We start from the raw sequence: 26393 nt of genomic DNA, 5'->3' as shown, positions 1-26393 counted from the left end.
ATGACAAAACTTGTCAAAACATTACCATATTCGCCAAAAGAACGCAAATTGCGAAGCATCAGGTCGACGCTTCGCAACAATATTTTCACTCGATTTTTAATCAATTTTAATCAATATTTGCTCCAAACCAATACTCTGTAGTTCTAGCTAATAGTTGTATAAAGCCTGCCCGTTGTACATCCTGCTCTAAAACTAATGATACCCTAGCTATTTCCTGGTTTCCTTTATTTATGGTCATATAACCTATTGGTTCATTTTGATTTATTGGTGCTATAATTTTGTCAGGTAAGTAAGTTTCTTTAATATAATCATCACTATTCTCGCTTTTCTTAAGCAAGAGATGCATATCGTTCTCAGCTACAACATTTGCAGTATTTGTCTCGCCTTTATCAATAAATACATTCTCTACTACCTGTCCCCGCCTAACTATCGGCTCGCTTTTATATTTACTAAATGCGTAATTAAACATTTCAGATATCTCTTTATTCCTGATTGTTGATGTAGGCTCTCCCATTACTACTGCCAAAACACGTAAATCATCTCGTTTAGCTGTAGCTGATAAACAATATTTTGCCTCGCTTGTGTAACCCGTTTTTAATCCGTCTGCACCTTCGTAAAACTTAACTAACCTATTGGTATTTACTAGCCACAGTGGTCTGTCCGAATCTTGTCTTAAATAATCACTATAAATCTTCGTATATTCTGTTATCTCTGGATACCTAGTTAGAAGTTCACGGGACATTATAGCAATATCGTAAGCAGTTGTATAATGAGAGCTATCAGGTAGTCCATGACTATTAGTAAAGTTTGTATTTTTTAATCCAAGTTCTTTTGCTTTTTGATTCATCATCTTTACAAATTCCGCTTCAGTACCTGCGAGATGTTCTGCCATGGCAACTGTAGCATCATTACCAGAGACTACAGCAATACCAGTAAGTAGTTCCTTTACAGTCATCTGTTCATTGGTCGCTAAAAATATTTGTGAGCCACCCATTTTAGATGCATTTTCACTTGCAGTAACCGAGTCTGTTAGCGATATAACACCTTGCTCTAATGCTTCCATGATTAATATAAGAGACATAACCTTAGTTATGGATGCTGGTGGCAGTTTTACATGACTATTTTTTTCAAATAGAACAGTACCAGTATTTACATCCATTAATATTGCAGATTTCGCATTACTTGCCAATTCAGCCTGATTAGACTGTGTTTCAGCACCAACTATTAAAGCTCCTGAAAATAATAGTGAAAGACATAATAATTTAATTGTTAATATTTTTATATAACGTTTCATATTGTTTGCCTCCTTTGTCAATCATTAGTTTGTGCTGACAATAGATTTTTATTACCTGGAAAATTTTTATACATAACACGCAAAAAAGACACCCAAGAGGGTGCCTTTGCTATTAGTTCTTTCACTTATTTTCTGTTTCCGCTATTATTCCGCTCTCCTATCCTTTGATTCAGTTAAACATAAATCACATTTTACACGTAATTTAGCTTTGTCTGCTATCTGCAGTATACAGTCTACAATTTCATCAAGGTCATCATAAGCTTGTAAGTCGCCTTTAGAAATGGAAATCATATTGTTCCATACACTAATCCCCAAAGTTTTTGGTGCTAGGCATATATGTTCTTTTTCTAAACGTTCTAGCACTTCTGTTTCACACAAAATAACATCTATGTTTTCAACATCATCGCATGTAATCGAATTTAATTTACTTTCTGAGAGCAAAAATGTTTCGTTATTTCCGATTACATCCTTGATAGCCCGTGTTAATAAAGGATTGGAAAAAGTCAAGGTTACTCTTATTGGCTTCTTCATATTACATTAATCCACTCCATTAATGCTTATTTGGTGAAGCTATACATCGCGGATTAAACCTTCTTTTAATGCATAGGTTGCCGCCTGAATACGATTTTGCATATGTAGCTTCTCCATAATGTTGCGCAAATGATTCTTTACTGTATTCTCTGAGATATGTAAATCATTGGCGATATCTCGATTTGTAGCACCTTTAATTACTAATTGTAGTACTTCTATTTCCCGTTTGGTTAATGGTTTTTTCTCTCTTTCCACTTTACTAGGCTCACTACTTACTTGACCACCTGTAAAGTGTTCAAATATCTTAGTCGCCATTAAACCTGAGATAGGCGTTTCGCCCTTCATTACGCCTGTCACGTAAACAACTAAATCCTCTGGTTCTAAGTTTTTCAATAAATATCCCTGTGCTCCAGCCTTAATAGATTCGAACAGCTTTTCATCGTCATCACTAACGGTCAGCATTACAATTTTAACATACGGCATTTCAGACTTGATTGCCCTTGTCGCTTCTAATCCGTTACACTTAGGCATGTTAATATCCATCAATATAACGTCTGGCATCAACTCTCGAGCTTTCTCAATCGCCTCTTCGCCATTATTTGCTTCACCAGCAACATCGATGGAGCTTTCTTCATTCAAAATATTTACAAGTCCTTTTCTAAATAAAATGTGATCATCTACTAATAAAACTCTTATTAAATCCAAGAAAAATCTCTCCTTTCGTTTTCCTCATGTGGTATTTTTACAATAACTTTAGTACCTTCACCTGGTTCAGAATCAATTTCTATTGTACCACCAATGGACGATGAACGTTCTTCCATGATAGATAAACCGTAATGTCCCTCTGGTGAACCTTTGCATTCAAAACCGACACCATCATCTGAAATCTCTACTATCAACTGATTTTCATCTCTTCCTACACTAATCTTAACATTAGCTGCCTGTGCGTGCTTTCGAATATTGGTTAAGGCCTCTTGAATAATTCTACCTAGCTGAATTTTGGCAATTTCTGATAGTTCACTCGTAGTTTGATCTAGAAACTCAACCTCAACTGATATACCAAACTGACTTTCAAACCCATTTGCATGTGCTTTGAGCCAGTGTTCGAAGCCTTTAGAAAACAGCTCCTTATCCTTCAAATCATGAATCGATTCCCTTACTTCATTGTAAGACTGATCAACTGCCTCTGATATCTCTTGAACAATCTTGTTAGCAGCTGGGCACTCCTGATCCTTCATGACCTTTTGAAGCTTTTTTATTTGTAGTTGCACATAGCTGATCGTTTGTGCAACACCATCATGGATTTCCCGTGCTAGACGTTCTCGTTCAGCAACTGTCGCTAAGCTTTCTATCTCTTGATACAATCGTGCATGTTCTAATAATACACCAAGCTGATTAGCTACCCCATATAGAATAAATATCTCATCATCTGAAAACTCGTATTTACGTCGATGGGCTACAAAAATCGCCCCATAAATCTGCTGCTCATATGTCAGAGGTACAGCTACTCCTGAAACAAGCCTTTCTATTTTCATAATAGGTATTGAATCTGGAGTCTCCAAAGGTATCTTATTTGGAAACTCTTCTACAAATACAGCTGTCTTCTTTTCAATACATAGACCCGCTATACCTTCACCTTTACGAAGTCGAATTCTTTTATGCTTGTCCGTTTCGTTTCCGATGACGAAACGCCAACTGAGGTCATTCTTCTTAGGATTATACAGCGCTAATGAAGCAAAATCTACATTTAATAATTCATAAATATGCTTTACCGTTAACTCTAAATTACTTGAAACGTCCTTAAATGATCCTAGCTCTATTCCTAGCTTATATAATGATTGTGCATTTTTTAATTTCGTTTGCTGTGCTATGTATTTCTTTAATAACGTATTTAAAATTAAATAGTTACCACCAGCTAATATAATACCAGTAATAATTGCTATATAATAAGGCTGAATTATTGTATCATCATATTGAATATTAGTCGTTATCTGATATCGCAACAGCTCTATTGTTCCGACAAACACTGCAACAACTATCAATATACGTTTAACGGAAATTGAATTATAGTTCATACCCTCTATCTACCCACTTCTTTTACTATTTTTGTCTCTAGTGCTTAAATACTAAAATCATTTTATACTATTTTATCACAAATAATAAAATGTAACAGTCTATTATTTTTTTGTGATTATCTTATGTATTAATTTTTGACTTTGAACTACGTTTTTAGTTATTTTAATTGCATTATTAATGACGCTAACGACACTCTGTAGTTGAATTTCTTCTGAGTAACGAACTTCACAGATTGTATCGCCCGTCTTAACGTAATCACCAGCCTTTTTATGAAATATAACCCCCACAAAAGGATTTATGTTAGCATCCTTTACTGCCCTACCTGCACCTAGTAGCATTGTCGCTCGGCCAATTTGTTCTGCAGCCAGTTCACTAATATATCCCGTTGCCAAGGCACATATTTTAAATCTTTCGGTGTTATTAGAAATTACTTGCTCTAAGTTATCAATATCATTTATATTTGCCCCTTGCATTTCAAGGAATTTGTAAAATGTATCCAAGGCTTCTCCAGTGTTTATTGCATTATCTATCAATTTGTAGGCATCGACCGTAGAGCTTGTTTTCTCCCCGACTATTAGCATTTGTGCTGCTAACACTTTGCTTAATTCAAGCAAATCTTCAGGGCCATTTCCCTGTAGCACCCGTATCGCTTCTAGTACTTCATTGGCATTACCAATAGCGCTTCCTAAGGGTTGTTCCATATCACTAATAACTGCTATTGTCCTTCTATTCAAGGCTTCGCCTATTGATACCATACAATTAGCAAGCTCTTCTGCCTCAGCTAAGGATTTCATAAAGGCTCCATTACCAACCTTCACATCGAGAACTATTGCGTCCGCCCCTGCAGCTATTTTTTTACTCATTATTGAGCTAGCAATCAAAGGTATAGAGTCAACTGTACTTGTAACATCCCTTAAAGCATATAACTTCTTATCTGCTGGTGCAAGATTGCCTGTTTGTCCAACTATGGCTAACTTATAATCGTTTACTTGTTTAACAAACTGCTCTGTAGTTAATTCAGAATTATAGCCCTTTATCGCCTCTAACTTGTCAATAGTACCTCCTGTGTGACCCAAGCCTCTACCAGACATTTTTGCAACTGGAAGGCCGCAAGCTGCAACAATTGGCGCAACGACTAATGTTGTCTTATCGCCTACTCCACCTGTGCTATGTTTATCTACTTTGATGCCTTTAATAGCAGTTAAATCAATTTGTTCTCCACTTGCAGCCATAGCTGCAGTTAAATCTGCCGTCTCTCTATAGCTCATACCTTTAAAAAATATGGCCATTAACAGTGCGGACATTTGATAATCTGGTATATCACCTTTAACATATTCTTTTATAAAAAAATCAATCTCATCCTTAGATAGCTCTTCCCCTAATTTCTTTCTTGTAATTACATCATACATGTCCATCCTCTATACACCCACCTATGGATTATATATCTTTAATTACACCTAGTACAATACCTGCAAACTTTTGTTTAACTTTTTCCGTTGTTTCAATTACCTCATCATGGGTCAATGGCTGTTCTAAGATACCAGCGGCCATGTTAGATATGCATGATATACCTAGCACTTCAATACCAGTATGGACTGCTGTAATTACCTCTGGCGCAGTGGACATACCTACTGCGTCGACTCCTAAAGTTCTTAGCATACGTACCTCTGCTGGAGTCTCATAGCTTGGACCAGACATTGCCGCATAGACACCTTCTTTCATGGTATACCCTTGATTATTAGCTATCTCTAGTGCTTTTTTACGCAGACCTTTAGAGTATGCAGATGACATATCTGGAAAACGCGGTCCAAACTCCTCGAGATTCGGTCCTATTAAAGGATTCTCCCCTGAAAGATTGATGTGATCAGTAATCAGCATTAAGTCACCTGGTTGAAGACCTGTATTTACTCCTCCTGCAGCATTTGTAACAATTAACTTCGTTATTCCTAGCAGCTTTAAGACGCGGATTGGGAATACAACATTTTGTATGCAATAGCCTTCATAAAAATGGAACCTTCCCTGCATTGCCACCACTTGCTTTCCCTCTAATTCCCCAATAACAAGCTGACCCTTATGCCCTTCTACAGTAGATTCTGGAAAGCTAGGGATTTCACTATAAGAAATTCTAACTCCATCGATACGTTCTGCTAGCTCACCTAAACCAGAACCTAAGACTAAACCTATGTCTGGTTTTTTTGCAATACGTTCTTCTATATACCTAGCTGCTTCCTGTAGTTTAATGGTAAAGCTATTCATAGTTATCCTCCTGTTATTATTACATGTAATGTAAGAAACTTGTTCCATTCTTTGTTGGATTCACATTTAATGCTTCAGCAATCGTTGCCGCTACATCGACAAATGTTGCCCTTACACCTAATGAACTACCTTGCTTAATCGAGTTATGGTAAGCAAGTAACGGTACATACTCTCTAGAATGATCTGTACTAACCATAGTTGGATCACATCCATGGTCAGCAGTAATAATTAATAAATCTGTATCCTGTAGACTATTTAATATTTTTGGCAGATACGCATCTACTTCTTTAAGTGCATTAGCGTATCCTACTGGGTCGTTGCGATGCCCGTACAGCATGTCAAAATCCACCAGATTAGCAAACACTAAATCTGCAGTAAATTCAGCCAACTGCTTTTCTAATATTTGAAGCCCTTCTAGATTACTTTTTGTTTTTATACTACTAGTAATCCCTTGACAGTTAAAGATATCTGAAATTTTACCTATACCTAATACCTTTCTATCGGCAGCTATAAGATTATCTAACACAGTTTTATCTGGTGGGGAGACAGAGTAGTCCTTTCGATTAGTTGTTCTCTCAAAAGAACCAGGACTACCAATAAACGGCCTAGCTATAACTCGAGCAACTGCATGCTCTCCATGTAGCATTTCCCTAGCTATCTGACAAATTGTATATAATTCGTCTAATGGGATAACCTGCTCATGTGCTGCAATTTGAAACACACTATCTGCTGATGTATAAACAATTGGCTTTCCTGTTCTAAGATGCTCGTCACCATAATCCTCAATTATTTTAGTTCCACTTGCAGGTATGTTCCCTATAACCTCTCTACCTATTTTTGCTTGGAATTTGTTGATAATTTCATTTGGAAAACCATTAGGATATGTACGAAACGGCGATTCTAGCTGCAAGCCAGCTAGCTCCCAATGACCCGTTGTAGTATCCTTACCTGCCGAAGCCTCTGCCATCTTACCATAATGAGCGGTTGGCTTCTCTACAGGATCAACACCTTTAATGTCAATAATATTGCCTAATCCCATTTCCTGGAGGTTCGGCAAGGTCAAACCATTGCAAAACTCAGCAACATTACCCACCGTATTAGCGCCTTTATCACCATATTGCTCTGCATCTGGTAGCTCTCCAACTCCTACACTATCCAGTATTAAAAGAATTACGCGTTTATAATTATTCATGTATACTCCTCCAAATAATACATCCCCAAGATTATGCTCGGGGATGATGACTGCTATACACTTCTTTTAGTTTCCGTTTTAACTCTGGTTTGTATACTTGCGTAGACGCTATGTCAGTGTGTCCAAGCATTTCTTTGACTGCATGAATATCTGCTCCACGCTCTATTAGATGGCTGGCGAAAGAATGACGTAGGGTGTGAGGACTAATTTCTTTATTAATATTTGCACTTTCACAATATTTCTTCAAAATTTTCCAGAATCCTTGTCGTGAAAGACGCTGTCCATGATTATTAAGAAAAAATGCATCAACATCCATACTTCTAATAAAGTGCTCTAAACGCTCACGTTCATATAGCTTTATAGCCTCTGCTGCGCTTTTCCCAATCGGTATAACCCTTTCCTTACCCGAATTCCTACAGAAGATATAACCTGACTCTAAATTGATATCTAAATTATTTAAAGATACTAACTCTGAGACCTTGATACCTGAAGCATATAATAATTCCAGCATTGCTTTGTCTCTAATACCAATCGGTGTTCTGATATCAGGTTTAGATAGAATTGTATCTATTTCTTCTATAGTTAAAGTCATTGGCATTTTCTTTTCGATTTTAGGCGATTGAAAATCGTCTATCGGGTCACTGCAAACAAACTCATTACGAACTAAAAATTGAAAAAAAGCCCTTAAAGATACCACGCTTCTATGTATTGTCGCTGCAGCTCTTCCCTTTTGCTGCAGCATCCGCAAATAATTTACTACAGATACTTTCTCTTTCCAGTAATCCTCAGATGTATGCCCCGATGCATGTGCAATATATTGTTTGATATCGCGATTATAGGAGTCTATTGTGTTTTTGGACAGCTTCCTCTCTTCTGATAAATAGCGAAAGAATTTTTCAACACAAATATCTATTTCTTTCTTGTAACAAGTTGCCATCTTCATACTCCTTTACCTAATTCGAATACTCACAAGTTTATATCTCTAATTTTTGTCCTTTAAAATAATTTTCAACAAATATATCAATATTCCTGCTTTTTTCTTAAGTAAAATTATTTATAAATATATTAGTTACTCACCAAACTCTAAAAAAAACAACCAATGATGTATTATTCTACTCATGGTTTCTTCTGAATCTTCGTAAGAAATCACCTTAACTGCACGACCAATAGGCTCTTCATATTGATCATACGGCATTAAGATATTAATAGTTATATCTAGTACGGTATAAATTAGAAAAGTTAAAATCAAAAATATCACAAAGAAAATGATTGTATCTTTTATAAATTGTTTATATATCGAATTCATCGTGAAAAACCCTTCCCCAATTATCCTTTCATAAACTATATTCATAGACAAGTAATTATAGAAGAATTTAAAAGAAGCTTTTAATTATGATTTCTAGTTCATAATCATTTACAGCTTTATTTAATTTTTGTAAAATGATTGTAACAATAGAAAGACAGGTGATTTTTTTGTTTAAAAAAAGTTTGTCTTTATTGATTATCAGTTCATTAGGAATAGCAGTTCTTCTCTATGTTGGAGGTTATTTGTCTTCTAGCTCTATTTATCAATTTGCAGGAAATAACTTTTATCCCGTATACAAAAGCAGTGCAGTAGATATTATGGAATTCAATTCATCTAAGTTCTGTCTAAAGGATTACGCATCTGAGGAACGTTACCTTACAGGTGAAGCATTATATAAAAAGAATTGTATTTTTTGCCACACAACTAATATGGACGGTGACTTAGATTTATTATCACTAAATGAAGTAGTAAAGCGTCTTGGACAAGATAACATAACTAGCGTAGTGAAGAATGGCAGAGGCGAGATGCCTGTATATGGATTCGTTCTATCTGATGAAGAGATTAAGATTATTTCATTATATTTAACTGAGCTATATAAAAAAGCGCAGTAATTGAATAATTAAAGATAAGATTTAAAAACGAAAGCGCCATAGTTAGAAAATTATAATCTAACACTGGCGCTTCTTATATCAACCTTACGTATATCTAATTTTGTTCTTACTATATGTTTGTCTTTTTTTTAGAAGCTTGTCCCTTTTCGTTACATTCACTACAGTATCCAAAAAAACTTAAGCGATGATCTATTATATTGAATTTCTTAGTTTTTTCTATTTTTTCTTCTATGTCTCCAAGAAGGTCATCCTCAAATTCTTCTAGTTTACCACAATCTAGACAAACAAGATGATGATGATGATGCTCCTCATCATCTTTAGTTAGCTCATATCTAGCTAAACCATCACCAAAGTTCAGTTTATGTACAATCCTTAGCTCACTTAGCAATTCTAAAGTACGATAAACCGTCGCTAACCCTATATCTGGAGCTTTGTCCTTAACAAGCATATATATATCCTCAGCACTAAGATGGTCCTTGTTTTCTAATAGAATCTTTACCGTTGCTTCCCTCTGTGGTGTTAGCTTATAACCATCCTCTTGTAATTGCTTTCTTATGTCATTTAACTTACTCTCCAAGACCTTCCCCCCTGTCAGCATAAGCACACATATATGTATAAAGCCGCTTATTTATGTAACATTATAAACTATTTTTGGGAATAACTCAAACAGTTCATTATGTAATAGTCATAGGGAATAAAAATATGGCGCAATATAAGCTTCATAAAAAGATGCAATAATTACTAAAATTATGCTTACTATGATGATAAATAAGTAATTAATAAATTTATTAAATAGCGACTCGCCAGACTGTAATATCCTATTCTGAATTAACTGCATAGAGAATACAATACCAGCTACACCAACAAATAATGTAACTGGTACAAGTATAAGATTCTGAGGGAAAATTGCAGCTATAGCTAGCTGAAGACCTTTACCAGCGTACTGATCAATTAAAAACGCAACTGTAAAACCTAAAGAAAAGCCTTTAGCAAATATCATAACAATAATTACTGGGAGACCGATTACAGATAAGCCCAAGACCCATAGTATCCCTAAGTATTTAAGATTTTGACTAAGGGACTCCCAGAGTATCAACTTCGGAGACAATGGCTCCTGTCCTAGGTACAATAAAAAATTATTGATATACATGTATAGCTCATTCTTTTGGTTTGTTTGTAAAGCTTGTACTACAATAGCTCCAAAAGCTACGCTTATGGCAAATAAGACCGTTAAGAAAACAACTAGTAATAAGTGGTTTGCGATAAATTTTTGTATTTCTAACCATAACCGTTGAATCATAGTTTGTCCCCTCCCTGTTATCTGATGTTTATGAGAGAGGGGTTAGCATTATGCTAAGATAATTGAGATTTCCACCAAAGCACAGCAGAAACTGTTTTGGCATCCCTTATCATACCACTATTAATATCTTCAATCGTTACTTCGACAGATGCTTTAAAAGCTTCAACAAATTCATCATCGTCTGGATTACACCCAACATATTGCAAATCCCTTGCTAAAAATATATGAATTACTTCATTAGCAAATCCTGGTGAAGTATATAAGCTAAAGATTTTTTCCCAGTTTGCAGCAATATAACCTGTTTCCTCTTCTAGCTCTCTTTTTGCACACTCCAATGGCTCTTCATTAGCTTCTAGCTTTCCAGCAGGTATTTCTAGCATTACCTCCTGCATTGGATAACGGTATTGACGTACCATTACAATTTGTCCCTGCTCATCTATTGCTAAGACTGCAACAGCACCTGCATGCTCTACAACCTCCCTAGTTGCTACATTTCCATTGGGCAAACTCACAGTATCTTTATATACATCTAAAATTTTCCCTGCAAAAACTTGCTGGCGCTCCAAGCGTTTCTCTTCCATATGTATGCCTCCCTCGACTAACTTTTTCTAACCGCTAAATTGTATACTACATATATTAACTGCAGACTTTAACTATTTCTACTAATAGTCGAGCTATTTTGTTTAACTCCTCAATAGCGATGCGCTCATCAACAGAGTGAATATTCTCCATACCGATTCCGAGATTAACAGTTTTAATTCCATAACCATTAAATATATTGGCGTCACTTCCACCGCCGCTGCCAACACATTCAGGGACAACGCCTATGTTACCCATAGCTTTTTTAATTATCTTCATTTCATCATCATTTTTGTCGAACGAAAATTCAGGATACTCTTCATTAACATCAATCTTCGCTACTGCACCTCTCTTATTAACAGCATCCTCTAAGGAGGTCCTCATATCTCCAATTTGATTTATAGCTTTTTGTCTATTTAAGCTTCGTGCTTCTCCTTTAAGCGTAAGCGTTTCACAAACAACATTGGTAGCAATACCACCTTGAATTACTCCAATATTCGCTGTTGTTTCCTCATCTATTCTGCCTAAATTCATCTTCGTTATTGCCTCTGCTGCAATTTCTATTGCACTAATTCCTGCTTCAGGGTTAACTCCTGCGTGGGCCGCTTTCCCAGTAATAGTTGCATTCAATGAGTACTGAACTGGACCACTAGTAATAATTCTACCAACATTGCCATTACTATCGAGAGCTATGCCCATGTCAGATTGCAAAAGCTCTTTGTCAATATGCTTCGAGCCTAATAACCCGCATTCTTCTCCAACTGTAAATACTATTTGTATTTGCCCGTGGTCAATACTGTTTTCCTTTATAACTTGTAGCATTTCTAATATTGCTGCGACACCAGCTTTATCATCGGCTCCTAAAATCGTTGTACCGTTTGAATAAATATAGCCGTCCCTAATAACTGGTTCAATACCCTCGCCTGGGGCGACTGTATCAACATGGGCTGTGAATAATAGTCTTTTGTTCTCAGTAACTTTCTTTGTATATCTGCCAGGGATAGTGATAATAAGATTCCCTGCACCAATCACTGCTTCTTTATGGGCGTTATCTTCAATTGGTTGTGTGCCTAGCTTAGTTAACTTGTCTTTTAAATAATCGATAATCGCTCTTTCTTTAGTTGTTTCACTATCAATTCGCACTAACTTAATAAATTCATCAAGCAAACGTTGTTCGTTAATCATTGTCGTCCTCCATAAATTAAAATTATACAAATCATACCATAAAAGCTAACTATAACGGAATATTGCCATGCTTTTTCCCCTTTAGTGGCTCAGTTTTATTTTCTAACATTAATAATATATCATACACCCTTTGTCTAGTTTGTTTGGGCTCTATAACCTCATCTACCATTCCATAGGCTGCTGCACTATTAGTTTCTACATTAGAGCATTGTAAGCTTTGTGATTTTTGTGATTTCAGCGCCTGCAATCCCTTAACACCCATTACGGCTACTTCCGAGTTTGGCCATGACATTACATAGTCTGCCCCTAAACTTTTGCTATTCAACGCTACATAAGCTCCACCGTATGCCTTTCTTATAATAATCGTAATTTTTGTCACTGTAGCTTCAGCATAGGCATACAAAATTTTAGCACCATGCCTTATAATACCTAAGGTCTCTTGCTGTAGTCCTGGAATAAATCCTGGTACATCCACAAGTGTTACTATTGGTACATTGAAACAGTCACAAAATCGTACAAATCGCGCTATCTTATCTGCGGCATCAATATCTATTGCACCAGCTTTAATTTTTGGCTGATTTGCTACAATAGCTACTACGTGTCCTTCGATCCTAGCAAATCCTATAACTACATTTTTAGCAAATGCTTTTTGTATCTCATAAAAGCTATTATCATCTACCAAACTCATTATAATGGCTTTTATATCATACGTCTTATGTATTTCACCTGGAAGACTGCTAGCAATTGTCTCAGACGTTTCCAGAGTGGAAATTACTTTACCCTTAGGTGGTTTTTGATAACTGTTTTGTGGTAGGAAGCTTATTAACTCTCTTACCTTAATGAACACTTGCTGCTCAGTCTCTGCAGTAACATGACATACTCCACTTTGTGTTGAATGAAGAACAGAACCTCCCAATGATTCTCTATCGATACACTCTCCAGAAACTGCCTGTGAAACCTTTGGACCCGTGATAAACATTTGACTTGTTTCATCAACCATGAAGACAAAATCAGTCAATGCTGGAGAATAAACAGCCCCTCCTGCACATGCACCTAGAATAACCGATATTTGTGGAATTAATCCTGAACATTCTACATTTTTATTAAATATCTTTCCATAGCTGTGAAGCGCTAGAACTCCTTCCTGAATCCTAGCTCCGCCTGAATCTATTAGGCCTATGATTGGAGCTTTACTTTTTAGCGCCAAGTCCATGATATTGTAAATTTTTGCACCGTGCATCTCCCCTAGTGATCCACCATAGACATTAAAATCCTGACAATAAACAAATACTCGTCTGCCATTAATTTCACCAAATCCAGTTACTACGCCATCTCCATTATTGTTGTAATCTTTACTTAATAAAAGCCTTGACTCAACACCAGCTTGCACCTCAATAAAGCTACCCTCATCAAACAGCATCTTAATCCTATCCGACGTTACCATACGCACCATAATTACTCACCTTGGTTTTTGACATAGTTCAATTAAAACGTTTTCCGTTTGTTTTGGATGTATAAACGCAATATCACACATATTTTCACCTTTTTTTATACCGTCAATTATTTTAATATCCTGTTTTCCAATGTTTCTGATAAATTCCTGTAGATGCTCCACCTGAAACGCTAAGTGATGCATACCTGTCCCTCTGCTTTTAATAAACTTAGCAATTTTACTGTTTTCATTTGCAGATTCGAGTAACTCAATTTTAAGGTTGTGTCCTTGTAAAATAGCAATCTTTGTACCTTGTTCTGTTAAAGTAACTGTTCTAATATGCTCAATACCAAATAATGTTTTATACATGATGATTGACTGCTCGATATCATTTACCACTATACCAATATGATCAATTCCAACAACTCTCATTATTGCTTCCCCCTAACACATACCATATAGTTGTACTTTAAAACTATATGAGTAATATTATTGCTATATATGTGGAAACACAAAAAAACACAGATTTTCGTCTGTGTTTTACGTTGCATCTACCATAAGAATGTATCTGCTGTTTTATTCAAATAAAAATATTTGTTTGACCTTACCGTCTTCAGTTATTAAAGCCCCAATTTCATAGTTCTGCTTTATATCGCTTAACTGAGCATATCGTGCTACGGTATTGGCTTTTTCCTGAGTAATATCCCTTATTATTGGAACTCCCTGTAGGTTTAGAACAGTAGGAGCATTAATACTTCTTGAGTCTACTAGATACTGCTCAACATAAACCTTACCAGTCTCTACGTCTACGTCATTTACAATGTATGTTACCCAATGTTTATTTTGAACCTCAGTGGCATTGTTTACCTCTGCAGACTCCAGGGTAACTGGGATTTGAACAGTCCCTAGTTGCCCACCATCGCGCAGACTAACCTCAAACACCTCTATAAAAGCTTCAACAGCTTGAATATCATAGGGTAAATCAATGAATATCTCCTGTTCAAAGTGTCCCCAATCAGGAGCACCTTTAGCAGCAAATATGAACCCACTCGCTATCTCTTCCTGCTGGCTAGTTAATACACGATAATATACTGATCCGTCAAAAGTTCGAGCTATACCTTTAATTACTATAGACTCATGAATAGATGTATTGGTTTTTGGCGAATAAATTTTAATTATATCTGAACTTTGTTCATTAAATTCAGGTATCGATTCAATACCATAAATTTCTGGTATCCAGGTCTCAATTTCAGCACCCTGCCACTCATTAAAGTGTACGTCTAGATATTCACCTGTAACAGATACCAACACATCAGGATATACCTTATTGGCAGTATTTCTGTTATTGATTTGTGGCTCTTGCACTTTAGCGTAAACATATAATTGATTGTCATACTCATAAACTTCTTCAATTGTCACTTCATACTCGATATTATCCCTTTGTCCTAAGGAAACATAAATATATGTTTTACCGTTATAGGCGAATGACTGACCTGCAAATATTTCCTTTGATCTTTCTACCCAATTCCTAATTACTGCAGGTGCATTTCTTATATCTTCTGATTCAAACATCGCTGGATTTAAAAGTGTTTTGTCTACACCGTATTGATTGAATTGATTGATGTCTCCTTCACCCATTATCCTTATCTCAAGTTCTGGACTATCAAATGTAGAAACTTCACCTTCGGCATCATCCATATCCTGTACTGCTAAACTATTCATACGTTCAGGTTGCTGATCTGCGTACGGTAGCTCTGAGGAGAAGAAGCCTTTACTGACAAAGAAAACCAATAAAACTGCTGCCGCAGCCATAAACGGCGTAATATATTTTTTATAATTAAATAAAACCTTCTCTTTAGCTTCATCCTGTTGAACAACGTATTCAGCATCAATTTTATTTAAGATATCATCAATGCAGCTGCGTTCAAGCTCTACTTTTGGTAGCTGTAATAAGTCATTATGAAGCGCTTGAAATTCTTCAAACTCTTGCTTACAGGACGAGCATTGCTCTATGTGCTCAAGTAACTGTTTTTCTTCTTCACTGTTTAAATCATTATCTAAATACCGTTGAATATTTATTTGATAAGTTTCGCATTGCATTTATGACACCCCCCCACACATTGAGTTATGCATCATGTCTTTTAGTAGTTTTCGTGCCCGGAAGAGATGTGTTTTCACTGTATTTTCAGGAATTTCTAAAATCTGTGATATCTCCTTATAGGTCATGTCCTGTAAATACCTTAGAACAATAACTACTTTGTACTGTTCAGGTAGTTTCGTAACTGCTGTTCTTATCTCTTGGCTTTTCAATTGCTCTTCCACTTGCTCTTCCACACTACTCCCCTCGTCTGGTATATATTGATATGCCTCATTATCGTCTAGTGAAAACAGTTGAGCCTTTTTCTTACGAATAGAGTCTAAAAATATATTAGTAGTAATTCGTTGAGCCCATACTTTAATAGAAGCTTGGCCTTGATAGGTAGCAAACTTCTGATATACGCGTAAAAGTGCATCCTGTGTTAAGTCCTTAGCGTCTGCTTCGTTCTTCGTAAGATAATAAGCCGTCTTATAAATATCATTTTCTGCACTTTTTAATATTTTTATTAAGGCGTCGCGATTGCCCTGTCTTGCTAAGATTATCGTTTCTTCGTTTACCACTAACTACTAACCTCCTTATAGTTCAAGGACGTGCATCTATGATATCTATAATACTAGACGTGAAATAATATTAAAAGGTTTCAATATGCTCGAAAAAGTTTAATAAATTAAAAAAACAGAACCTATTTTACTCAAAAGGTAAAATAAGGCTCCTCAGGGATAATGCAGCAACAATTGAAACTACTACATACTAAAGCTATTACTAATTAAAGCTGTTACTTATTAAAGTTGTTACTTTGTTAAGGCTATCTCATGTTTAATTAACGCTTCATAAGCACCAATTAATACTTTAGTAAGCTTCCAGTCCTGCGCATATGACTGAAATATTGGTTCCTTTTGTGACCAAACACCCTTAACAGGTAAAATTCCATGAACAGAATTAGTAAGAAAAATTTCTTTACTTGTAGATATGTTTTCAAGGGTAACTGACTCTTCAACTACTTCAATAGTAAGATTCTTCGCTAAATCAATCACACAGTCTCTAGTAACTCCTAGTAGTGGCTGCTCCCGGTTAGACGGTGTCACTAGCCTTAGTTGATTGTTCTGCTCAATTACTATAAATATGTTAGTGATAGTACCTTCTACTACATACCCTGCTGAATTAAGCATAATACCTTCAAACATTGGAGCACCATTCAATTCAGATAGCTTATGTAATTCATTTCTAGCAAAAAGTATATCTGAAAATTGGGTGCTTTTTATTCGTAGCTCAGTAACTGAAGGTAACCTCTGAGTTTTCAGTACTGCTGTATTAACCCCATGCTCTTGTAAACGCTCTAATGGTTGGGCGAGTGGACGGCGGGAGATAATTATATTAGTATCCTTAGCTAGAGACCAATTATCGATAATTCCAGGTGTAAGTGTCACACGATAAACTGCATCATCAGAAATACCACTTTCATAATACCTATCCCTAAGCCGTTGAAGATAGTCTAGTATTTGTTCAGCAGTTAAGGTTAGACTAATCCCCATAACTTTAGTACTTCTCTCTAACCTTTGAAAATGCTTTTCCCAACCAAAAAACTTTCCGTCGTATGTCCTTAGCGTTTCAAATAGACCAAAACCGTATTGAATACTACCATCAAAAATAGAAATATTAGCAGCATCCGCATCTAATATCGCACCATTTATTAATACATAGGCGTTATCATGCTTATTTTTCATATAACTCCTCCAGGATATCCCAGAGTGCCCGTGCTTTCTTAAGGGACTCTTTGTATTCCCGATGCGGTATAGAATCATAGACAATCCCTGCACCTGCTTGCACAAACGCCCATCCATCTTTAAAGACTGCTGTACGAATTACTATATTTAGCTCCATTTCTTGCTGATATCCAAGCCAGCCGATTGAACCTGTATACAAGCCTCTTTTAACAGGTTCAAGCTCTTCTATGATTTCCATTGTCCTAACTTTTGGTGCACCTGTAATTGTTCCACCAGGAAATACAGCCCTTATTACATCAAACAGACTATTACCTGCTATCAGTTTCCCGCGCACATTTGATACCAAATGAATTACATGGGAGTACTTCTCTAAAACAAGTAATTCGTTAACCTCTACGCTGCCATATTCCGATACCCTGCCAAGGTCGTTTCTCTCGAGATCAACGAGCATAATATGCTCTGCCAATTCCTTCTCATTAGTCAATAACTCATTCATTAACTGCTGCTCCTCAGCCTCGGTTCTTCCTCGCGAGCGTGTGCCAGCTATTGGTCGCGTCTCTATAACTTCATCTTTTACCTTAATTAATAATTCTGGGGAAGAGCTTGCTATTGCAAAATCTGGGGTTTGAATATACGCCATATATGGAGAAGGGTTTCTCTTTACTAATTCACGATAAATCTCTAACGGGTGTCTATTTATCCTGGTACCTCGTCTTAAAGACAGGTTAACCTGAAACACATCACCAGCTTTAATATATTCGATAACCTTATCGACTGCCTGACAAAACTGCTCTTCTGTAAAGGATGTTTCGTAATACTTACCAGCACTTTTGATACCTTGATGGTTATAGCTACCAATTGCAGTATTGGTTGCCCGGTGTGTTGTATTGCTGATCCTTTTTTCTATATTTTCAACTCTCTCTAATAACTCACTATAGCTTTCCTGTTTAAGTCTATTAGCAAAAATATATAGTTCTTGCTGTTGATGGTCAATAGCGAGTCCATCAGAGACATTGGCAAAATAGAACAACGAAAGGCCGATATCATCTACTGTATCGTTAGGAATATTTTCAATAAGTCTAATAACATCATAGCTAATATAACCGATTAACCCCCCATAAAAGGGAGGCGCTTCTACAATTTTAGGGGAGTTGTATTTCATAAAGCACTTTTCTAAGGATGCTAATGGGTCTCCATTAAGCACCTCACTAGTTTTTTCAGATAAGTTTTTAACCTCTAGTTTGTCCTTATGTCCAACATATAAATGGGTCATCTCAACAGCGTAGAAAGAATACCGACCACTTTTAGGGCTATGTAATAACATTTGATATTCATTATTAAATCGTTCGCAAACTGATAGTACATCTACTGTTAATTTTATTTTTTTTATTAAAGGGACAACAGAGTATGACAAACAGAGCTTATCGAAGCTCGTTTCATCAATTAGGTGCTTCATGTTCCAAATCCTTTCTGTGTGGAGGACGTGGTCCGAAAAATTGATAGAAAAAAGTTTTTATATTGCCATTATAGAGCTTACGATTTTTATCAGCTTTTTTACCAAATGCTTGCTCAAATTGCTCATAGGAAGTTAATATATAATAAGACCACGTATCTAGACTGCGAAAAACTTGTCCCATATCCCTATAAAGCTGTTCAAGCTCAGCGCTTTCGCCAATTCTTTCTCCATATGGCGGGTTACAGATGATATAGCCATAATGCTTTTTCGATTGTAACTCTTTAAATGACATTGTTTGAAAATGTATATCAGTGTCGACCATAGCCTCATATGCGTTTTTCCTAGCAATTTTAATCATGCGTTCATCGATATCTGTACCAATGATTCTAACCTCTTGCTCGTAATTAGCTAGATCATGGGCTTCTTTCCTTGCCTTCATCCATATGTCTTTCTTCACCCTAGGCCATTCTTCCGACGCAAAGGTACGGTTTATGCCCGGAGCAATGTTTTTACCAATAAGAGCAGCCTCTATCGGAATTGTGCCTGATCCGCAAAATGGGTCGATTAAAGTACGGTCAGGCTTCCATCTCGAGAGCTGTATCATAGCCGCTGCCATCGTCTCTTTAAGTGGTGCTTCACTAATTAATGGACGATAACCACGTTTATGCAGACCAGGGCCAGTAGTGTCAATAGTGATAGTTGCGATATCCTTTAGCAATGCTACCTCAATCTTAAACTTAGGGCCTGTTTCATTAAACCATTCTGTTTTATAGTTCTTTTTAAGGCTTTCTACTACTGCTTTTTTCACTATTGCCTGACAATCTGGCACACTGAAAAGCTTCGATTTCACAGACTTACCCTCTACAGGAAACTCAGCCTCTTCTGGTATCCAGTCAGCCCAAGGTAAAGCTTTCGTTTGCTCAAACAACTCCTCAAAGCTTGTCGCTTTGAATTCCCCTATCTTTAAGCGAACCCTTTCTGCACTCCGAAGCCAAATGTTAGCTCTACAAATTGCAAGCTCATCACCTTTAAATACGACCTTACCATTTTCTACAGAAATTATCTCATAACCAAGATTTGCAACTTCTTGTTTTACTACTGCCTCTAAACCAAATGTAGTGGTAGCAATTAATTCTAAAGTAGCCATTTATAACTTCTCCTTAATTAGTAATATCACCGACATTGTTAATCAGCGTTCATTTTATCGTTCACTAGACGATTTCCAAAATTTTTATAAGATCTATACGCCTCTGCTTGTGCATCAATACGAATTCTATTAATTTCCTCGTAATTATCTTCTAAAATGCTAACAACCAATTTATCAAGGGCATTGTCATCGACCATTTTATGTAATATATTCAATACAACTTCACGCTCTAACCCGCACCTGTATGGCCTTTCTTCAGCTATTGCTGTAAAAACATCTGCTACCGCCATAATTCTTGAACCTAATGTTATATCTGTTGCGGTATATTTAAATGGATATCCAGAGCCGTTTAGCTTCTCGTGATGAAATGACGCCCACTCCGTGATTTGCTCTAATCCTGGTATGACCTCTAAAATTCGATGTGTATGATAAGTGTGGCTTCGCATTATATTAATTTCTTGTTCATCTAATTTGTCTGGTTTTTCTAAAATTTCATCTGGAATAGCTAGTTTTCCTAAATCATGTAAATATCCTGCAATTCTCATCATCTTGCATTCACGCTCTGAAAAACCAATATATGAGGCTAATGCTTCACCTGTATAAGCAACTCCACTCGAATGAGTAGCTGTCATTGAACTTCTGAAGTCAATAATTTGACTAAATAGTTTAGTAAACTCTAATAAATCGTCAATTTCTAATTGTATAAGCGATATGTCTGTACTCTTTGCTAGGATATCCCCAATCATTGGTGATGTTAAATCTAACCAAAAATATTCTTTATCCTTTAGTTGCAGAAACGCTTCAACTATATCTGGGTGATAAACCTTATCTTTCCCGTTATTTATAACTTTAACTATACGATCAACCTGTCCTAATATTTCATCCTCACGATTTATTAAGATTTCTATGCGATCAGCTAAATGGATAATATGTGCTCCTATAGGTACATTCTGTCCATCATATACCTTACCATTACCATTTGACCATGGTAAATGATGAAAGCGAACCTGCTCTGCAAGCCCACGCATTTGCGAGAAGTTTGACAACAACAAAAAACCGAGTTCAGCATGTTCACTAGCGTTGCTAAATTCATACTGCCTAGCATTTATACGTTGATTATACGATAAAGCACCTACGTCGTGCACTGTTGATGCTAAAACTACATCATTAATCTCTTCTGCTGATAAATTCATTTGCTGAGCAATTTTTAACGAAGCATATGCAACTCTTTTATGATGATTCACCATTTCTGGGCTAATTAAATCCATAGCATTTGATAGGCTTATCACTAAATCAAAAAGAGAAATCTGTAAGTCTCTGTTCACAATTCACACCATCCTCATAAATGGAGTAACGTCTATAGATAGTATAACGGCAACTAAGGCATTTACCTGCGTCTTTTAGCCTTGGTAAATACCAAGTTTTGTTTATTATATCAAAAACCCCTTTATCTTGATATAGATAAAGAGGTTTTAATAAGAGTTGATTTTTTTATATTAACCTAGGATTTTCTTAAGGTCTGCTTCTGGGTTAGATATAGGACTAATGTTGAATTTGTCTACTAGAACCTGTAGTACGTTTGGTGTAATAAATGCTGGTAAGGAAGGTCCTAATAGGATGTTCTTGATATTTAATGATAACAGTGTTAACAGAATTGCTACCGCTTTTTGCTCGTACCAAGATAATACTAATGATAATGGAAGGTCATTCACATCACACTCAAAGGCTTCAGCTAATGCTAATGCAATTTTAATTGCAGAGTAAGAGTCATTACATTGACCTACATCAAGTAACCTTGGTAGTCCACCAATTGTTCCGAAGTCAATTTTGTTAAATCTGTATTTACCACACGCTAATGTTAAGATTACTGTATCGTCTGGAGTCTGTTGTGCAAACTCAGTGAAGTAGTTTCTTCCTGGCTTCGCACCATCGCAACCACCGATTAGGAAGAAATGCTTAATTGCTCCTGCTTTAACAGCATCTATAATTGTTCCTGCATGGCTTAGGGTAGCGTTATGTCCAAACCCAACCATTATGTTCTTCTCTTCCTCATCCTCAGTGAATCCACCAAGCTCAATTGCCTTCTCAATCATAGCTGTGAAGTCCTTCTTGCCATCAACTTCTTCAATATGCTGAATTCCAGGCCAGCCTACAACGCTAGTTGTATAAATTCTGTCCTCATAAGATGGGCGAGGCTTTTGTAGACAGTTTGTAGTCATTAAGATACAACCTGGTAAGTTATCAAACTCATTTTGTTGCTCTTGCCACGCTCCACCAAAGTTACCTGCTAAGTGCTTATATTTTTTAAGCTCTGGGTAACCATGTGCTGGAATCATCTCTCCATGAGTATAAACGTTTACGCCTTTACCCTCAGTCTGCTCAAGTAGCATTTCTAAGTCTTTTAGGTCATGACCTGAGATTACGATGAATGGACCTTTTTTCTTTGTAATAGCTACTTTAGTAGGAACTGGGTGACCATAAGTTCCAGTATGAACACTATCTAATAACTCCATTACAATCAGGTTTTTCTGACCTAACTCCATATTTAATGCAAAATATTCGTTAATGCCATTTTCTTCTTTAAGTGTTTCATTTAAAGCTTTGAAGAAAAATTCATTTACCTCTTCACTTCTCTTACCTAGAACTGCAGCTTGATGCACATATGCCGCCATTCCTTTTAATCCATATATTAAAAGCTCTCTTAAGGAACGAATGTCTTCATTCATGCATTCATCAGCCATAATGTTGAACTTTTTACCATCTTCAATCATTAAATCTACACGGTTAGGTGAAATATATAATGCAGCTTCAGGTACTGGACCGTCAATTTGACCTAATTGGTCACGTAATTGTTGTTTGAATTTCTCTGCATTTGTGTTAAACACAAAGAATCTTTCTGGATCAAAGTTAACGTTAGTTAATGTTGAGAATACTGCGTCAGCCATTAAGTTTTGAATTTCTGGCGCAATCTTACCACCTTTATCAAGTACTCTTTGACCATAAAACGCTAATCCCTTCAGGTTATGGATTAGTAAATCTTGAAGTGCTGCAACATCTGAATCCTTTCCACATACTCCAGCCTTAGTACAACCCTTACCACCTAGCGCTTGCTCACATTGATAACAAAACATTTTTACATCCATTTTTTACCCTCCTGTATAATAGTTATTGTATATTAACATGTTGTTCATGTTGTTAACCTGTTACTATAATACTTTATAAACATATATAATTCTGTGATTAAAATCATAGGTACTAATGATATTTACTATATAAATAGCCTATTAGTATTGATGAAAAAATTCAAATTATAATGTACAATACAATTAGTATAATATTTACATATTAAAATTAAGGGAGAGGTTAGTGTGTTTAATCGAATTTTATTCCCAACTAGTGGATCACCTATTGCACCTAAGATGGCTAAGATGATTTGCCAACTTATAAAAGAAGACACAGAAAGGGAGGTTCTGATACTTACAGTAGCACAAATTCCAAGTATGCCTTCTAATGTTAGTATGTTGCTTGACCATGCAGGCGTGCATGTTGAGGATGTAGTTCTAGAGGATATTAAGGAACGTGTTGAAAAAGTAACAACAATCTTCGAAGAAAATGACATTCCTTATAAAGTAAAAATAGCTTCTGGTGAGCCAATTAACACAATTCTAAAAGAAGCTGATAACTTTAAGGCAGACTTATTAATCCTTGGGCATCACGGCGAGAGTACGTTTACAGATTTCTTATTCAAAGGAAATATCACAGTCCAGCTTATTAACGAGGCTAATTGCCCAGTTATGGTTGTGAAGTAAACACAACTTTCTACAATATAAGCATAAAAAACATTAAGACCATGGAGTACTCTTAGAGTAGCTTTCCATGGTCTTGTTTTAAGTAAATAATATTATTCCTGGTAATAAACTTTCGCTTATACAGCGTTCTCAAGCCTTAATTTATCTGCAACCATAGCGATAAACTCGGAATTGGTGGGTTTGGATTTAGTTGCATTAATGGTATGGCCAAAATATGATTTTAAAATATCTAAATTGCCACGATTCCATGCAACTTCAATTGCGTGTCTAATTGCACGCTCAACTCTTGGCGGGGTAGTGTTATGCTCTTCGGCTATTTGTGGATATAGAATTTTGGTTATGCAACCTAGTAGTTCTTGGTCTTCATAAACTAACATGATTGCCTCACGCAAAAATGTATAGCCTTTAATATGTGCTGGGACTCCAATTTCATGGATTATTTTGGTGACTGCAGTCTTAACATCGCCTACTTTTTGTTTTGGAGCGAAGGATGTATTTATCGTTTGTGCACCAATACTTGCTTGTTGCGGCATGGAGCTGTTAGTTATTTGTCTGATTCTATTTATCAGCACTTCCATATCAAACGGCTTAAGTATGAAATAATCAGCTCCTAAATCGATAGCCCTTTTTGTAATATGTTCTTGACCAAAAGCAGTTAACATTATAATTCTAAGGTTGGAAAACTTGCCACTTCTTCTAAGCTCTTCAAGCACTCCAAGTCCGTCTAAGTGTGGCATAATAATATCTAAGATTAGAACATCTGGCTGTTCTTTCTCTAATATTTGAAGAGCTTGATTACCATTGTAACCTAACCCTACCACCTCCATATCCTCTTGCTCATTAACATAATTAGCAAGAGTACTACAAAATTCTTGATTATCATCCACTAGCAGTACTTTTGTTACTTCCACTATAATTCCCCCTACTATGATATGAATTGTTACGAACATTTAAATGAATAAAATTGTTATATGTAGTTTTCTACAAGTTTTATAATATCCCTGCAAAGTTTTAAAAATAAAATAAAAAAAATATCGGCAAAAACCGCGTCAGATCACGCTTTTATGCCGATATTTGCAATATTTTGTCGAACTATGCAGCTTTATTGATATCCTTGTTCTCGATTGCTTCCTTTAGCATCCATTCAATATAACAACCGTATCCCATTGTAGGGTCATTTACAAATACATGGGTTACAGCACCGACAATTTTACCGTCTTGAATTATAGGGCTTCCGCTCATACCTTGAATAATACCTCCTGTTATAGCAAGGAGTCTTTCATCAGTTACCCTGATAACCATTCCTTTAGTTGAAGAGAAACGTTGTGGAATTACATTAACAATTTCAATGTCAAACCTTTCGACTTTCTCTCCCTTTACTACTGTGTATATGTGCGCTGGTCCCGTTTTAACATCATGAGCCAAAGCTATTGGGAGGGGTGCATCACCAAAATAGTCATTAGGAATGTCCGTCAGCTTTCCGTAGATACCTAAAGAATTGTTTGCCAAGATGTTTCCTAGCCTGTCGCTATCACTTCCGATTGTACATTTCTTCTCACCAGGTTTTCCCTTTTGTCCCTTATCTATTGAAGTTACCCTTGATGAGAAAATTTCACCAGAACCAACTTCAATAGGCTGACCCGTATCCATATCAGTAATAACATGACCTAAAGCTCCATACATATTTGTCTTAGGATCATAAAACGTTAAAGTACCTACGCCAGCAGCTGAATCTCTAATGTATAAACCTAAACGATGGTTATTAGTCTTACTATCTAACTGTGGTTCTACTGTAGTCGTAAAGATACGGTCATTTCGCTTAACTTCCATTTCTAATTTTCGATTACCATCGACAAAGTTTGTTATTGAAGATACATCACTAACCTTCTGGCCATTAATGCTAAGAATGTAATCGCCTACTCGAAGATTTGCTTGCTCACCAGGTGACACTTTTTTGTCCTCAACATCTACCAGGTAAAAGCCTACAACCATAACACCTTCTGATTTTAGTTTAACACCTATGGAATGACCACCTGGATATAATTTGGTTTCTGGCAGCACCTGTACTTGAACTCTCTTTATAGGTAGTAAGCCAAACAATTTAAAGGTAATATCTGTCATGCCTGTTCTCAATGTTTGAATCTCAGTACCACTAACCGCTATTACTTCTTGATTATCATCCAGAACTGTCTCAATCAAAGAAGATACATTGAGGTTTGCCATCTGTCCTTCAAACAGCCTTAATTGTAGTGGAATCGAGCTAAATTCTTGAAATGGGGTACTTAAAGCGCCTGTAACTACTACGATTGCTAAGATTAAGCCGATAATTTTTTTTGTTTTTCTATACAATAGTCACACTCCCTATACTTCCTATAAACAAAATTCTGTGTAACTTAT

At 36.3% G+C, this 26393-nt stretch carries 25 protein-coding genes and 1 pseudogene; 2 read left to right on the top strand and 24 right to left on the bottom strand.

What is annotated here, in order from left to right; genetic code table 11:
- Positions 1 to 106: 106 nt before the first annotated feature.
- The 9 genes from BHF68_RS02045 to BHF68_RS02005 all read right to left on the bottom strand — a co-directional run bounded on the left by BHF68_RS02045 (position 107) and on the right by BHF68_RS02005 (position 8655).
- Positions 107 to 1294: a D-alanyl-D-alanine carboxypeptidase family protein gene (locus BHF68_RS02045; RefSeq protein ID WP_069641972.1), complete on the bottom strand. Its 1188-nt coding sequence runs from the start codon at positions 1292 to 1294 to the stop codon at positions 107 to 109.
- Between the two features lie 144 nt (positions 1295 to 1438).
- Positions 1439 to 1825: a hypothetical protein gene (locus BHF68_RS02040; RefSeq protein ID WP_069641971.1), complete on the bottom strand. Its 387-nt coding sequence runs from the start codon at positions 1823 to 1825 to the stop codon at positions 1439 to 1441.
- A gap of 39 nt (positions 1826 to 1864) precedes the next feature.
- Positions 1865 to 2530, bottom strand: coding sequence for a response regulator (locus tag BHF68_RS02035; protein ID WP_069641970.1), 666 nt, complete (start codon positions 2528 to 2530; stop codon positions 1865 to 1867).
- A complete protein-coding gene (locus tag BHF68_RS02030) occupies positions 2521 to 3900 on the bottom strand; it encodes a GAF domain-containing sensor histidine kinase (RefSeq protein ID WP_069641969.1) in 1380 nt (459 codons plus the stop codon). The genes BHF68_RS02035 and BHF68_RS02030 overlap by 10 nt, the downstream gene beginning before the upstream one ends.
- A 102-nt stretch (positions 3901 to 4002) precedes the next feature.
- The gene (locus tag BHF68_RS02025; RefSeq protein ID WP_069641968.1) at positions 4003 to 5316 is read right to left on the bottom strand and encodes a pyrimidine-nucleoside phosphorylase; all 1314 of its coding nucleotides are present in this window, start codon (positions 5314 to 5316) and stop codon (positions 4003 to 4005) included.
- A gap of 22 nt (positions 5317 to 5338) precedes the next feature.
- Complete coding sequence (locus BHF68_RS02020) at positions 5339 to 6157, bottom strand: purine-nucleoside phosphorylase (RefSeq protein ID WP_069641967.1); 819 nt, start codon at positions 6155 to 6157, stop codon at positions 5339 to 5341.
- Positions 6158 to 6176: 19 nt separating this feature from the next.
- Positions 6177 to 7349 (bottom strand): phosphopentomutase, encoded by a 1173-nt coding sequence (locus BHF68_RS02015; protein ID WP_069641966.1) that lies wholly within the window; start codon positions 7347 to 7349, stop codon positions 6177 to 6179.
- 31 nt (positions 7350 to 7380) lie between these two features.
- Positions 7381 to 8286, bottom strand: coding sequence for a site-specific tyrosine recombinase (locus BHF68_RS02010; protein ID WP_245669616.1), 906 nt, complete (start codon positions 8284 to 8286; stop codon positions 7381 to 7383).
- A 132-nt stretch (positions 8287 to 8418) separates the two neighbouring features.
- Positions 8419 to 8655: a DUF4227 family protein gene (locus BHF68_RS02005; protein ID WP_069641965.1), complete on the bottom strand. Its 237-nt coding sequence runs from the start codon at positions 8653 to 8655 to the stop codon at positions 8419 to 8421.
- Between the two features lie 167 nt (positions 8656 to 8822).
- Between BHF68_RS02005 and BHF68_RS02000 the strand changes: the two genes are divergently transcribed.
- Complete coding sequence (locus BHF68_RS02000; RefSeq protein ID WP_176719860.1) at positions 8823 to 9266, top strand: c-type cytochrome; 444 nt, start codon at positions 8823 to 8825, stop codon at positions 9264 to 9266.
- Between the two features lie 109 nt (positions 9267 to 9375).
- On the opposite strand, the gene fur is transcribed toward BHF68_RS02000, so the two are convergent.
- The 13 genes and pseudogenes from fur to hcp all read right to left on the bottom strand — a co-directional run bounded on the left by fur (position 9376) and on the right by hcp (position 23330).
- On the bottom strand, positions 9376 to 9843 hold the full coding sequence (fur, locus tag BHF68_RS01995) for a ferric iron uptake transcriptional regulator (RefSeq protein ID WP_069641963.1): 468 nt from the start codon (positions 9841 to 9843) through the stop codon (positions 9376 to 9378).
- A gap of 108 nt (positions 9844 to 9951) precedes the next feature.
- Positions 9952 to 10566: a stage II sporulation protein M gene (gene spoIIM, locus BHF68_RS01990; protein WP_069641962.1), complete on the bottom strand. Its 615-nt coding sequence runs from the start codon at positions 10564 to 10566 to the stop codon at positions 9952 to 9954.
- 53 nt (positions 10567 to 10619) lie between these two features.
- Entirely contained in the window at positions 10620 to 11147 is a 528-nt protein-coding gene (locus tag BHF68_RS01985) for an NUDIX domain-containing protein (protein ID WP_069641961.1), read from the bottom strand.
- A 55-nt stretch (positions 11148 to 11202) separates the two neighbouring features.
- On the bottom strand, positions 11203 to 12330 hold the full coding sequence (locus BHF68_RS01980) for a M20/M25/M40 family metallo-hydrolase (RefSeq protein ID WP_069641960.1): 1128 nt from the start codon (positions 12328 to 12330) through the stop codon (positions 11203 to 11205).
- Positions 12331 to 12379: 49 nt separating this feature from the next.
- Positions 12380 to 13717 (bottom strand): annotated as a pseudogene (locus tag BHF68_RS01975) (acyl-CoA carboxylase subunit beta); the annotation flags it as partial.
- Between the two features lie 72 nt (positions 13718 to 13789).
- Positions 13790 to 14194 (bottom strand): VOC family protein, encoded by a 405-nt coding sequence (locus tag BHF68_RS15300; protein ID WP_069641958.1) that lies wholly within the window; start codon positions 14192 to 14194, stop codon positions 13790 to 13792.
- A gap of 144 nt (positions 14195 to 14338) precedes the next feature.
- Positions 14339 to 15862 (bottom strand): Gmad2 immunoglobulin-like domain-containing protein, encoded by a 1524-nt coding sequence (locus BHF68_RS01965; protein WP_069641957.1) that lies wholly within the window; start codon positions 15860 to 15862, stop codon positions 14339 to 14341.
- Positions 15863 to 16420 carry an RNA polymerase sigma factor gene (locus BHF68_RS01960; RefSeq protein WP_069641956.1) on the bottom strand — a complete coding sequence of 186 codons (558 nt, stop codon included), beginning with the start codon at positions 16418 to 16420 and terminating at the stop codon, positions 15863 to 15865. It lies immediately after the preceding gene.
- A gap of 231 nt (positions 16421 to 16651) precedes the next feature.
- Complete coding sequence (locus BHF68_RS01955; RefSeq protein WP_069641955.1) at positions 16652 to 17584, bottom strand: aminotransferase class IV; 933 nt, start codon at positions 17582 to 17584, stop codon at positions 16652 to 16654.
- Positions 17574 to 19040: an anthranilate synthase component I family protein gene (locus tag BHF68_RS01950; RefSeq protein WP_069641954.1), complete on the bottom strand. Its 1467-nt coding sequence runs from the start codon at positions 19038 to 19040 to the stop codon at positions 17574 to 17576. Before BHF68_RS01950 ends, BHF68_RS01955 begins: the two co-directional genes overlap by 11 nt.
- Entirely contained in the window at positions 19024 to 20187 is a 1164-nt protein-coding gene (locus tag BHF68_RS01945; protein ID WP_069641953.1) for a THUMP domain-containing class I SAM-dependent RNA methyltransferase, read from the bottom strand. The genes BHF68_RS01950 and BHF68_RS01945 overlap by 17 nt, the downstream gene beginning before the upstream one ends.
- Positions 20188 to 20225: 38 nt before the next feature.
- Entirely contained in the window at positions 20226 to 21512 is a 1287-nt protein-coding gene (locus BHF68_RS01940) for an HD-GYP domain-containing protein (protein ID WP_069641952.1), read from the bottom strand.
- Positions 21513 to 21683: 171 nt separating this feature from the next.
- Positions 21684 to 23330 (bottom strand): hydroxylamine reductase, encoded by a 1647-nt coding sequence (gene hcp, locus BHF68_RS01935; protein ID WP_069641951.1) that lies wholly within the window; start codon positions 23328 to 23330, stop codon positions 21684 to 21686.
- A 225-nt stretch (positions 23331 to 23555) separates the two neighbouring features.
- Between hcp and BHF68_RS01930 the strand changes: the two genes are divergently transcribed.
- Positions 23556 to 23996 carry a universal stress protein gene (locus BHF68_RS01930; protein ID WP_069641950.1) on the top strand — a complete coding sequence of 147 codons (441 nt, stop codon included), beginning with the start codon at positions 23556 to 23558 and terminating at the stop codon, positions 23994 to 23996.
- Positions 23997 to 24112: 116 nt separating this feature from the next.
- Here the strand turns inward: BHF68_RS01930 and spo0A are convergent, their stop codons facing one another.
- Positions 24113 to 24907 carry a sporulation transcription factor Spo0A gene (gene spo0A, locus BHF68_RS01925; protein WP_069641949.1) on the bottom strand — a complete coding sequence of 265 codons (795 nt, stop codon included), beginning with the start codon at positions 24905 to 24907 and terminating at the stop codon, positions 24113 to 24115.
- 181 nt (positions 24908 to 25088) lie between these two features.
- Positions 25089 to 26345, bottom strand: coding sequence for a SpoIVB peptidase (spoIVB, locus tag BHF68_RS01920; protein WP_069641948.1), 1257 nt, complete (start codon positions 26343 to 26345; stop codon positions 25089 to 25091).
- Between the last annotated feature and the right edge of the window lie 48 nt (positions 26346 to 26393).

Source organism: Desulfuribacillus alkaliarsenatis (genome assembly GCF_001730225.1).
Lineage (GTDB): Bacteria > Bacillota > Bacilli > Desulfuribacillales > Desulfuribacillaceae > Desulfuribacillus > Desulfuribacillus alkaliarsenatis.
Note: the sequence above shows the minus strand (reverse complement) of the source record. Positions and strands in the feature narration are given on the sequence as shown.

Bases quoted from the DNA above. Each gene is read 5' to 3' on its own strand.
- BHF68_RS02045 (WP_069641972.1), bottom strand. From the start codon at position 1,294: ATGAAACGTTATATAAAAATATTAACAATTAAATTATTATGTCTTTCA.
- BHF68_RS02040 (WP_069641971.1), bottom strand. From the start codon at position 1,825: ATGAAGAAGCCAATAAGAGTAACCTTGACTTTTTCCAATCCTTTATTA.
- BHF68_RS02030 (WP_069641969.1), bottom strand. From the start codon at position 3,900: ATGAACTATAATTCAATTTCCGTTAAACGTATATTGATAGTTGTTGCA.
- BHF68_RS02025 (WP_069641968.1), bottom strand. From the start codon at position 5,316: ATGGACATGTATGATGTAATTACAAGAAAGAAATTAGGGGAAGAGCTA.
- BHF68_RS02020 (WP_069641967.1), bottom strand. From the start codon at position 6,157: ATGAATAGCTTTACCATTAAACTACAGGAAGCAGCTAGGTATATAGAA.
- BHF68_RS02015 (WP_069641966.1), bottom strand. From the start codon at position 7,349: ATGAATAATTATAAACGCGTAATTCTTTTAATACTGGATAGTGTAGGA.
- BHF68_RS02010 (WP_245669616.1), bottom strand. From the start codon at position 8,286: ATGGCAACTTGTTACAAGAAAGAAATAGATATTTGTGTTGAAAAATTC.
- BHF68_RS02005 (WP_069641965.1), bottom strand. From the start codon at position 8,655: ATGAATTCGATATATAAACAATTTATAAAAGATACAATCATTTTCTTT.
- spoIIM (WP_069641962.1), bottom strand. From the start codon at position 10,566: ATGATTCAACGGTTATGGTTAGAAATACAAAAATTTATCGCAAACCAC.
- BHF68_RS01985 (WP_069641961.1), bottom strand. From the start codon at position 11,147: ATGGAAGAGAAACGCTTGGAGCGCCAGCAAGTTTTTGCAGGGAAAATT.
- BHF68_RS01980 (WP_069641960.1), bottom strand. From the start codon at position 12,330: ATGATTAACGAACAACGTTTGCTTGATGAATTTATTAAGTTAGTGCGA.
- BHF68_RS15300 (WP_069641958.1), bottom strand. From the start codon at position 14,194: ATGAGAGTTGTTGGAATTGATCATATTGGTATAGTGGTAAATGATATC.
- BHF68_RS01965 (WP_069641957.1), bottom strand. From the start codon at position 15,862: ATGCAATGCGAAACTTATCAAATAAATATTCAACGGTATTTAGATAAT.
- BHF68_RS01955 (WP_069641955.1), bottom strand. From the start codon at position 17,584: ATGAAAAATAAGCATGATAACGCCTATGTATTAATAAATGGTGCGATA.
- BHF68_RS01950 (WP_069641954.1), bottom strand. From the start codon at position 19,040: ATGAAGCACCTAATTGATGAAACGAGCTTCGATAAGCTCTGTTTGTCA.
- BHF68_RS01945 (WP_069641953.1), bottom strand. From the start codon at position 20,187: ATGGCTACTTTAGAATTAATTGCTACCACTACATTTGGTTTAGAGGCA.
- hcp (WP_069641951.1), bottom strand. From the start codon at position 23,330: ATGGATGTAAAAATGTTTTGTTATCAATGTGAGCAAGCGCTAGGTGGT.